The sequence below is a fragment of the Maribacter sp. genome (assembly GCF_049667165.1).
GTDB lineage: Bacteria > Bacteroidota > Bacteroidia > Flavobacteriales > Flavobacteriaceae > Maribacter_A.
Genome location: NZ_JBATHS010000084.1, coordinates 1 through 8,984, shown reverse-complemented (window position 1 = coordinate 8,984; position 8,984 = coordinate 1). Strand labels below are relative to the sequence as shown.

At 39.9% G+C, this 8,984-nt stretch carries 6 protein-coding genes; 1 reads left to right on the top strand and 5 read right to left on the bottom strand.

Annotated elements, in window-relative coordinates:
• The coding region (locus tag WBM98_RS04635; RefSeq protein WP_424364860.1) for an OmpA family protein at positions 1-573 on the top strand (573 nt) is incomplete at its 5' end.
• Between the two features lie 391 nt (positions 574-964).
• Here the strand turns inward: WBM98_RS04635 and WBM98_RS04630 are convergent.
• From WBM98_RS04630 to carB, 5 genes are all read right to left on the bottom strand, one after another.
• Positions 965-2,227: a cation:proton antiporter gene (locus WBM98_RS04630; RefSeq protein ID WP_424364859.1), complete on the bottom strand. Its 1,263-nt coding sequence runs from the start codon at positions 2,225-2,227 to the stop codon at positions 965-967.
• A gap of 2 nt (positions 2,228-2,229) precedes the next feature.
• Complete coding sequence (locus WBM98_RS04625) at positions 2,230-2,943, bottom strand: hypothetical protein (RefSeq protein WP_424364858.1); 714 nt, start codon at positions 2,941-2,943, stop codon at positions 2,230-2,232.
• Positions 2,944-5,328: an AAA family ATPase gene (locus tag WBM98_RS04620; protein ID WP_424364857.1), complete on the bottom strand. Its 2,385-nt coding sequence runs from the start codon at positions 5,326-5,328 to the stop codon at positions 2,944-2,946.
• Positions 5,329-5,412: 84 nt separating this feature from the next.
• Positions 5,413-5,628 carry a hypothetical protein gene (locus tag WBM98_RS04615; RefSeq protein WP_424364856.1) on the bottom strand — a complete coding sequence of 72 codons (216 nt, stop codon included), beginning with the start codon at positions 5,626-5,628 and terminating at the stop codon, positions 5,413-5,415.
• Positions 5,629-6,112: 484 nt separating this feature from the next.
• Positions 6,113-8,965 carry a carbamoyl-phosphate synthase large subunit gene (gene carB, locus WBM98_RS04610; RefSeq protein WP_424364855.1) on the bottom strand — a complete coding sequence of 951 codons (2,853 nt, stop codon included), beginning with the start codon at positions 8,963-8,965 and terminating at the stop codon, positions 6,113-6,115.
• Positions 8,966-8,984: the final 19 nt, after the last annotated feature.

The window sequence follows — 8,984 nt, the reverse complement described above, 5'->3', positions numbered from 1 at the left end:
GTTACGGACAATCCGGTGATCGTCGTGCAGCCAGAAATCACTTCTAAAAACCAGCAAGAAGATGTGCTTCGATTACAGCGGCAATTGGATTCTTTACGCAATATGAAGATTACGGAAGTGCCAAAAGCGGAACAAGAGAGCTATAACGAAGAATTCATGGCCTTACAGGAAAAGCTTTCCGAACTTCAGAATGAAATGGTCGCTAAAAAGAATGCTCCTACGGACTATTTTATGCTCAGTAAGACGTATAAAGATTATAAAAAACAAATTTTCTTCGCGAACAATTCTACTGCCCTGAATGCGGAAACAACCCAAATCATTGATGGATTATACAGTATTCTGGACTCCAACGAAAATATTGATGTACTTGTAAAAGGTTTTGCCAGCAATACAGGATCGACGAAACAGAATGAAAAAATATCGATGCAGCGTACCGAAGAAGTTAAAAAGGCATTGATCCTGAAGGGAATCCATCCTACACGAATATTGACCCAATACCATGGTATCGATTATATGGCAGCCAATGAAACAGATGCCAGACGGGTAGAGATCTCTTTGTTGATTAGAAAGTAACCCCAAGAAACCTATAAAAGAAGAACTAATAATTACGTATTTACAAATGAAGGTATTAGTCAAAATTACTGCTCTGCTAATACCTTTTTTGCACTATTAGTAACCAGTTGTGGTAAAGATAAAAACAATGCCGTTTTGAATCCGAGCGCACCTGGTTTGGGTCATAGGTATACCCGTTGATAAATGCCTAAATCTGGGAGATGGCCAATTGGTGCTCTCCATACAAGGGAAGTTCACTACGTTACCAAGCAAAATTTCGATTTTCTTTCGGGTCTAGGATACAGCTGGAAACCCTGTTGCGGGACTTATGGCAAACAAGGTAGAAACGATGCTTGCTTCAATGCCATTTGATGTACTCAATACATAGTTAAAAATGCCGTTGATACCACAATTAAGAATGGTCAATAGTAGGTGCCTTCCAGGTAACCGACCCCACTTTTCTAGACTTTGCTAGGTTGATAGCCTTCGAACTCCGACGTTTGTCATAAATCATTGCGAAAGTCATGATCAGGCTTGTACCTATGATAACAAAAAGAAGGATGCCTTGGTTGAATTCTGCAATCTGTGCCTCAACAGGGATCGCGTAGAACAACAGAACGGTAATCAATCCGCGTGGGGCTATGAAAAGTTGGGGAACAATATCCTTGCCCACGAAAATAAGCAATAGAACAAAACGTATGGCATATATAGTTAAGATAATCAAGGTACTGATCAAAGCAACGTTCAAATCGAATAATGACGTAATTGCAATAGTCAAACCAAAGATGACGAAGAAAAAAGTTCGCACCAAAAAGGCCGTCTCCGCTGTAATCGTGTGCAGTTCATGATAAATATGGTGTGCTTTATTATAATCAAGAAACTTGGTCAACTTACCTTGAAAAAACAATTTCATGTTTGCAATCACCAACCCAAATATTAATATGATTATCAAAGAGGAAAGATGCATTTTCTTCCCAACCGCATAAAGCAAAAGCAAAACGGCTATCAACAAGAAAAGTTTTACGTTGCTTTTTATCTTTTGAAAGATTAATATGATGGCATAGCTAGCAATGAGAGCAATTACTATGGTCAACAGAAGATTTCCAGTGAACCCAACAACCCCGGAATCTTCAGCAGGATTCAATTTGCCCGTCAAAAAATAAAACATCATAATACCGATGATATCGGAAAAGGTACTCTCGTAAATATGAAATTCCTTTTTGTGCCCTTTTAATTCGGTTACACTTGGAATGATAATGGCACTTGATAAAATGGATAAGGGTGTTGCATACAACCACGCCGATTGCATGGTCATTGTTGGAATGAACTGGTAAAGGATCAATGCGGCCACCCATGCAGATGCAACCAGGCCTATGAGGGCAACCGCCATGGATTTGAGTATCGGCATCAATTTTTCCCTCTTCAGCTCCAGTTCCAATGCGGCTTCCAGTACGATCATAATCAACCCCACAATGCCCAAAATCTCGAGGACGGGGAAGAAATCTATCTCACCGGCGTTGGCGAATATGAGTCCATATTGCAAAACAACCCCCAATACAATAAGCATGAGCACCGCCGGAATATTGGTGCGTTTAGACAGGCCATTGAACAAGAATGAGAAAACGATGATGAGGGATACCTCGATAATTAAATTGTAAGACGATATAATTTCCATAGTTAATCAGTACTAGCTGTTAAATTAGTTTCAATGTCCAAAGTGTTAAAATATGCAATAAGGTCATCGGGCGCTGCTCCTTTTTCAAGTGTATATTGCAGGCGTAAAGTTCCTGGATGTTCGCCAGTTTTTAATGATGGTACTTCTTCAAAATCAAGAATGGGATTGTCAAAAAGCAGGTTCAAGATTTCTTCCTTGTTCAATTCTGTTCGCAAATAAAGTGTTTGACGTAAAGTTGTCTCGGTTGCGGTATGCACTGAAAAGCCTTCACTTTCGACCGCTGTATAGCCCAAATAGTGTTCGCCATTCTCCGTGTTTAGCACAAAACCGAAAGGCAAAAGTGTATTTATTTCGCCTCGAAGCGTATTTGTGGTTATTTGAGCTCCGACTTCAACCAAGGGATTGGTCTTGAAAAAAAGACCGCTTATATAGTTTCTGATATGTTGATAGCCGAAAACACTAAGAATCAACAATAGTATTCCGTGGGTTATATAATTTATCGAAATAAAATCAAGAAGTACCAGTACAAATGCCACTGGTTTATATAACATGAAAAGCTTGTCGAAATAATGAGCAATTCTTTTATTGGTTATATTGCGTTTGAAGAAGCCCTTTACAACAAATGCGATTAATTTTGTCGCCCAATAAATAGCCATTAAGAGCAACATTAGGTACAACAGTCCTTTCCATGAATAAAATGTGGTTACTTCTTCCATTTATTTGAGGATACCCCTATATTTTAAAAGTTCGCGTATGTCATATTTCAGCACGGAATTTATCTTCAAATTCCCATTTTCCTCACGTAACAGCACTTTTGTGTTGATCAATCTTCGAAGCCCGGATCTATAACTCTTATCAAAACGTTTGCCCATGAATTCTTTTAAGATAATCTCGTTTACGTAGCTATAAAGTACTAGGTATTTTAAAATAATAACTTCCGATGTCGTAAAAAAATCTTCGAACGTGCTATTCCAGTCTTTAAAAATCACTTTATTATCCGTAGTCATCTTGGTACCATAGGTCCATGCTTGAAGTACCTCGCCAAGGTTGTAATTAAAAGTTCTACACAGCTTTTGTATGCTTTGTTCAATCTGCTTATCAGTCAATGGGTTACCATCATTGTCGATCAAAGTGCGATGTGAAGCTCCATTACGCAGCAATATGGCTTTATAGATGGTCTGAAACGTTGCCTGTTCAATATCTATGAGCGTACTGAACGTATTGGAAAAGGAAGATCGCTTATCTAGATGGTTCTTCATCATTTGCGAAGTTGCTATTATTACAAATACGTGTTCGGATTCAGATTCGATGAACCTGATCGCTGCTTGTACATTTTCTATAAGTGTGTGTTCTTTGTCGCGCCAAAGTTCGATGTCATCTATGATTACGACGGGCCGTGTATTGTATATATTTTTCTTTACGTGGTTCAAGGCTTCCGCCAAGTCTTTGGAAGTCTTGAATTTTCGTCCCTCTACTACAATATCGCTATCGACATTAAGGAATAGAATATGTTTTCCAAAATGGTCTTTGGCCATTTTTTCAATGAATGTAGATTTACCACTTAGCGGATTACCCAATACCAAGATAGATTTGAATGCACCCGACCGCCATTTTGTAATGGCACGTAACAATGTTGCCTCAGCTTCTTCCCTAGCAACAAGAAATAGATCACCCACAAAGTTTTTATTCAGAAAAAGAGTATCGTAGTGAGCGTTCACTTCTTTGAACATTCTGTGTTCTATGCAACGCATTGACCGTTCTAACTTTTGGGCAGAATTGTCTAAAACGTTCTGTTCGTATTTTGAACCGACTCGACTGAAAAACTTCCTAAGCTTTTTTCTGAAGCCATCGAAAAGGCTTACCCTTTGTGAAGTCAATTGAGCTAGGGAAGATTGTAAGGATACTTCTAAAAAATCCTCCTGATGATATATATTGGTCGCTAAGAAGTCGGCATCCATGATTCCTTGGATTTCCTTGATGACTTTCTCCTGTTTTGCGATGTGACTTTTAAGGGTATCGCCAATATTACGTTGTCCTTCCAATTGATTGGGCAGCGTTTCCAATGAGCCTGTGGTCTTGACCAATTGAAGTGAGTTTTGAAGGTTCAAGAGGCTAAGCCGATAATATGATAACGTATGCAGTCTATTTTCGAACAACTCGATAAGGTAGGGCAACGGAGTGTAATCGAGCCATTTCTGGGTCGCTTTGTCCAATTCTATTTTTTTTGTAAGGAGCAAACCTTCAGAAGTTTCTATAGGAAGGGTTATGGATCCCAAAGTCTGGGTCTTGGATTCTAAAAAAGCAGTGAAATTTTCTTGCAGCTGATTATCAAGGTCAAGTTTTGAAAGCTCTTCATCCAACCATGACAGAAATTCATCGATTTCGGAAACCTCTTTGATTTCCTTTAATTTTTCAACTCCAGTTTCCGCAGCTGAAACGAAACTATGATCTTCTTTCAGCAATAAAGCACAAATATCATGGGTATGTTTTCTTATACCATCGAAAATCTGTACCGCTTTTGTATAGGAATTGGTAGCTGTGTCGATTTGGATAATTTGTTCTTGTATGCTGGAGAACTGCGCTTCATAGATTTCCCAAGGGTTCTGGTGATGTTTTAATTTTGCACTAATTCCTACTTTGGTTTGTGTCAAACGCACTGCACCATTATATTCGAAAAGCATCTTTTCCCTAAAATGATCTACTGCCTTTAGAAGCACCTCTTTACTTTCAACAAAATGATCTTCCAATACTTTTTCGGCCACGAGTCCTTCTAAGTTTTTATGCTTGGCTATCGCAAGTTGGAGCAGTACATCCCTATGCAGAAAAAGAAGTTCTTTAAATGTTTCTGGAAGTCTAAAATGCAGCAGATAAATGCCAAGTTCATTGGCATCACTAATCTCTTTGAGCTTTCTGGATTCAGAATTACCTAAAGCTATGTAAGCATTGCTGAAATCAATAAAAGAATTTATAATGGTTTCCCCAAGTTCTTTTGCAGAAGCGCAGTCCTCTAATTTTTGTCGATACGACCCAACAAGTATGTCGATAGGTTGAATATCGAATACTTTCTGATGCGCAATACTTTGCTCAATTTTGGAATCCATTTAATACATCGGTCAATTTTGGTTACCCCTCTACCGACATAGACACGATTTGTCGATTTGGTCACTCAAAATTATCGATTTTTTTTACAACAGCGCATTTTCACTTGAACTATCCAAAAATTGAATCGCGGAAGTTCTTGAAAATCCGATACTTTGGATCATATCGGCGATTGCAGGATTTATTGTCAAAGGAAGAATATTCACATCGATGCGATTCGCAATGAAGAGTTTCAATTCGTTTTGAATTATGTATTGTTCTATACTTGAATCGACAGAAAAACGCATTAGGTCTTTCAGCAAAATGATATCTTCTCTATTGTCGGTTGCAACTTCTATGATTTTTTTATAGGTTTAATTGGGCATTTTTTCAAATTTAATCAAAAAGGTGACTTTTGATCGGTTTTAGTGTACTAAAAGGGACACCTATCAATATGTTGAACCGTGACTTTCTTGAGGTCGATTATAAAAGATTCAATAGTATTATCAAAGAGCACAGCGAAGTACTTAGCATCAATCAAACTAAAGCATTATAAAGGCTAGGAACACAGCATTTTAAACGGTTGCATGAAGACTGGGATAAAAATTTCCTTTCGAACAAGATAAAAAGAATCCGTCTTCATTATTTCGACCTTTTGATCAGTTCCAAATTTAAAATAAGTAGTTTATTTTTCGATTCCGATTGCAATGACCGGGCACTATGGAAACGGATTCAACAATCCTAAATTCAAAATAACCATTAATATCCAAAAAAGCACTATTTGGAATACTGGTTTTGGAATCCCATTTATTTACTTAGGTACATCTTCCTTCTTGAATAGAGGTTGTAGAACTCGTCGTCCTTTAAACTATCGATAAAAAGAATGCTCTCCCCGGTACTCTTCATTTCGGGACCTAGGTTTTTGTTTACGTTCGGGAATTTGTTGAACGAAAATACCGGTTGCTTTATGGCAAAGCCTTCAAGTTGCGGATTGAACTTAAAATCCTTCACCTTCTTCTCCCCTAACATCACCTTGGTGGCATAATTCACATACGGTTCCTTATAGGCCTTTGCAATGAAAGGTACGGTCCTGGAGGCTCTCGGATTGGCCTCGATGATATAGACCATATCGTCTTTAATGGCGAACTGTATGTTGATCAGCCCGACCGTATTCAAGGCCAAGGCAATTTTCTTCGTATGATCCTTGATCTGTTGCATCACGAATTCCCCTAGATTAAATGGAGGCAAAGTGGCATTGGAATCTCCTGAATGGATCCCACAAGGCTCTATATGTTCCATGATTCCGATAATATAGACATCGGTACCGTCACAAATGGCATCGGCCTCTGCTTCAATGGCACCATCCAAATAATGATCTAAAAGCAGCTTATTATTTGGTATCTTTCTGAGTAGATCCACCACATGGGCTTCCAGTTCCTGCTTGTTGATCACGATCTTCATGCCTTGACCCCCTAACACATAAGAAGGTCTAACCAACAATGGAAAATCGAGTGTATCGGCCAATTCCAATGCTTCGTCGGCAGTTTCGGCAACCCCAAATTGAGGGAAAGGGATATTGTTTTCCATCAATAAGGTGGAGAAACTTCCCCTATCCTCGGCCAGATCCAAGGACTTAAAGCTGGTACCTATGATCTTGATGCCATATTTGTCTAACTTTTCAGCAAGTTTCAAGGCGGTTTGCCCCCCTAATTGGACTATGACACCCTCAGGCTTTTCATGACGAATGATATCATAAATATGTTCCCAGAATACGGGTTCAAAATATAATTTATCTGCCGTATCGAAATCCGTGGATACAGTTTCGGGATTACAATTGATCATTATCGTCTCATATCCGCATTCCGCAGCGGCCAAAACCCCATGCACACAACAATAATCGAATTCGATGCCCTGTCCGATTCGGTTAGGTCCCGAGCCGAGTACCACTATCTTTTTCTTATCGCTGACGATACTATCGTTCTCTACCTTTTTAACCCCATCCGCGGTTTCATATTCCGCCTCAAAGGTGGAATAATAATAAGGTGTCATCGCCTTGAACTCCGCCGCACAGGTATCCACCAATTTATACACCCTTTTTACATTGAGCTCATCTCTTTTATTGTAGACCTCACTCTCATAACAATCAAGCATATGCGCTATCTGCCTATCGGCAAAACCTTTTTGTTTAGCTTCCAATAGCAAACTTTTCGGCAGGCTGGCGATCGTATATTGCGATATTTCCTTTTCAAGCAAATGCAATTCTTCATATTGCTTTAAGAACCACATATCTATTTTTGTGATGTCATGGATCCTTCGTAATGGGATCCCAAGTTGTATGGCATCATAAATGACAAAAACCCGGTCCCAACCTGGTATGGTCAATTTATTTATGATCTGCTCATAATCGGTATACCCTTTTCCGTCGGCACCAAGTCCGTTTCTTTTTATTTCAAGGGATTGTGTGGCTTTATGCAATGCTTCTTGGAAAGAACGACCAATACCCATAACCTCACCAACGGATTTCATCTGGAGCCCTAGCGTTCTGTCGGATCCTTCGAACTTATCGAAATTCCATCGAGGTATCTTTACGATCACATAATCGAGGGTAGGCTCAAAAAGTGCCGATGTCGACTTGGTGATTTGATTGTCGAGTTCGTCCAAGTGGTACCCAATCGCTAATTTTGAAGCGATTTTCGCAATGGGATACCCCGTTGCCTTCGATGCCAAGGCGGAGGAACGGGACACTCTGGGATTGATCTCGATGGCAATGATATCTTCTTTTTCATCAGGGCTTACGGCAAACTGCACATTACATCCTCCAGCAAAATCCCCGATACTGCGCATCATTTTTATGGCCATATCACGCATTCTTTGGTAGGTGCGATCTGACAAGGTCATTGCGGGTGCCACGGTAATGGAATCCCCTGTGTGGATTCCCATGGGATCCATATTCTCAATGGCACAGATAATCACCACGTTATCGTTCTTATCGCGCAGCAATTCCAATTCATACTCCTTCCACCCCATCAAGGCTTTATCGATCATGACCTCATGAATGGGGGAAACTTCGAGTCCCCTGCTTAATAATTCATCAAAGTCCTCAGCTTTATAGACGATGGAAGCACCAGCGCCCCCTAAGGTATAGGAAGCCCGGATAACCAAAGGAAACCCGAATTCCTGGGCGATTTCCTTCCCCTTTAAAAATGAGGTCGCTGTCGCTTGAGGGGCCATTCCGATCCCGATTTTCAACATCAGTTCCCGAAACTTCTCACGGTCCTCGGTAATATTTATGGCATCGATATCAACACCGATTATCTCGACCTTATGGTCTTCCCAAATCCCTTTTTCATCGGCTTCTATACACAGGTTCAATGCCGTTTGCCCCCCCATGGTAGGTAAGACCGCATCGATTTCTGGGTGCTCTTTTAAAATTTCAAGAATCGATTTTGTCGTCAGTGGTTTTAAGTACACATGATCGGCCATGGTGGGGTCGGTCATGATGGTAGCGGGATTACTGTTGATCAAGACAGTCTCTATACCGTCTTCACGTAAGCTACGCAGTGCTTGGGATCCCGAATAATCGAATTCACACGCTTGCCCTATTATGATTGGACCTGAACCTATAATTAAAATTGACTTTAAATCTTTTCTTTTTGGCATGCTCTCTGTTATTTTAGAT

Bases quoted from the DNA above. Each gene is read 5' to 3' on its own strand.
- WBM98_RS04630 (WP_424364859.1), bottom strand. From the start codon at position 2,227: ATGGAAATTATATCGTCTTACAATTTAATTATCGAGGTATCCCTCATC.
- WBM98_RS04625 (WP_424364858.1), bottom strand. From the start codon at position 2,943: ATGGAAGAAGTAACCACATTTTATTCATGGAAAGGACTGTTGTACCTA.
- WBM98_RS04620 (WP_424364857.1), bottom strand. From the start codon at position 5,328: ATGGATTCCAAAATTGAGCAAAGTATTGCGCATCAGAAAGTATTCGAT.
- carB (WP_424364855.1), bottom strand. From the start codon at position 8,965: ATGCCAAAAAGAAAAGATTTAAAGTCAATTTTAATTATAGGTTCAGGT.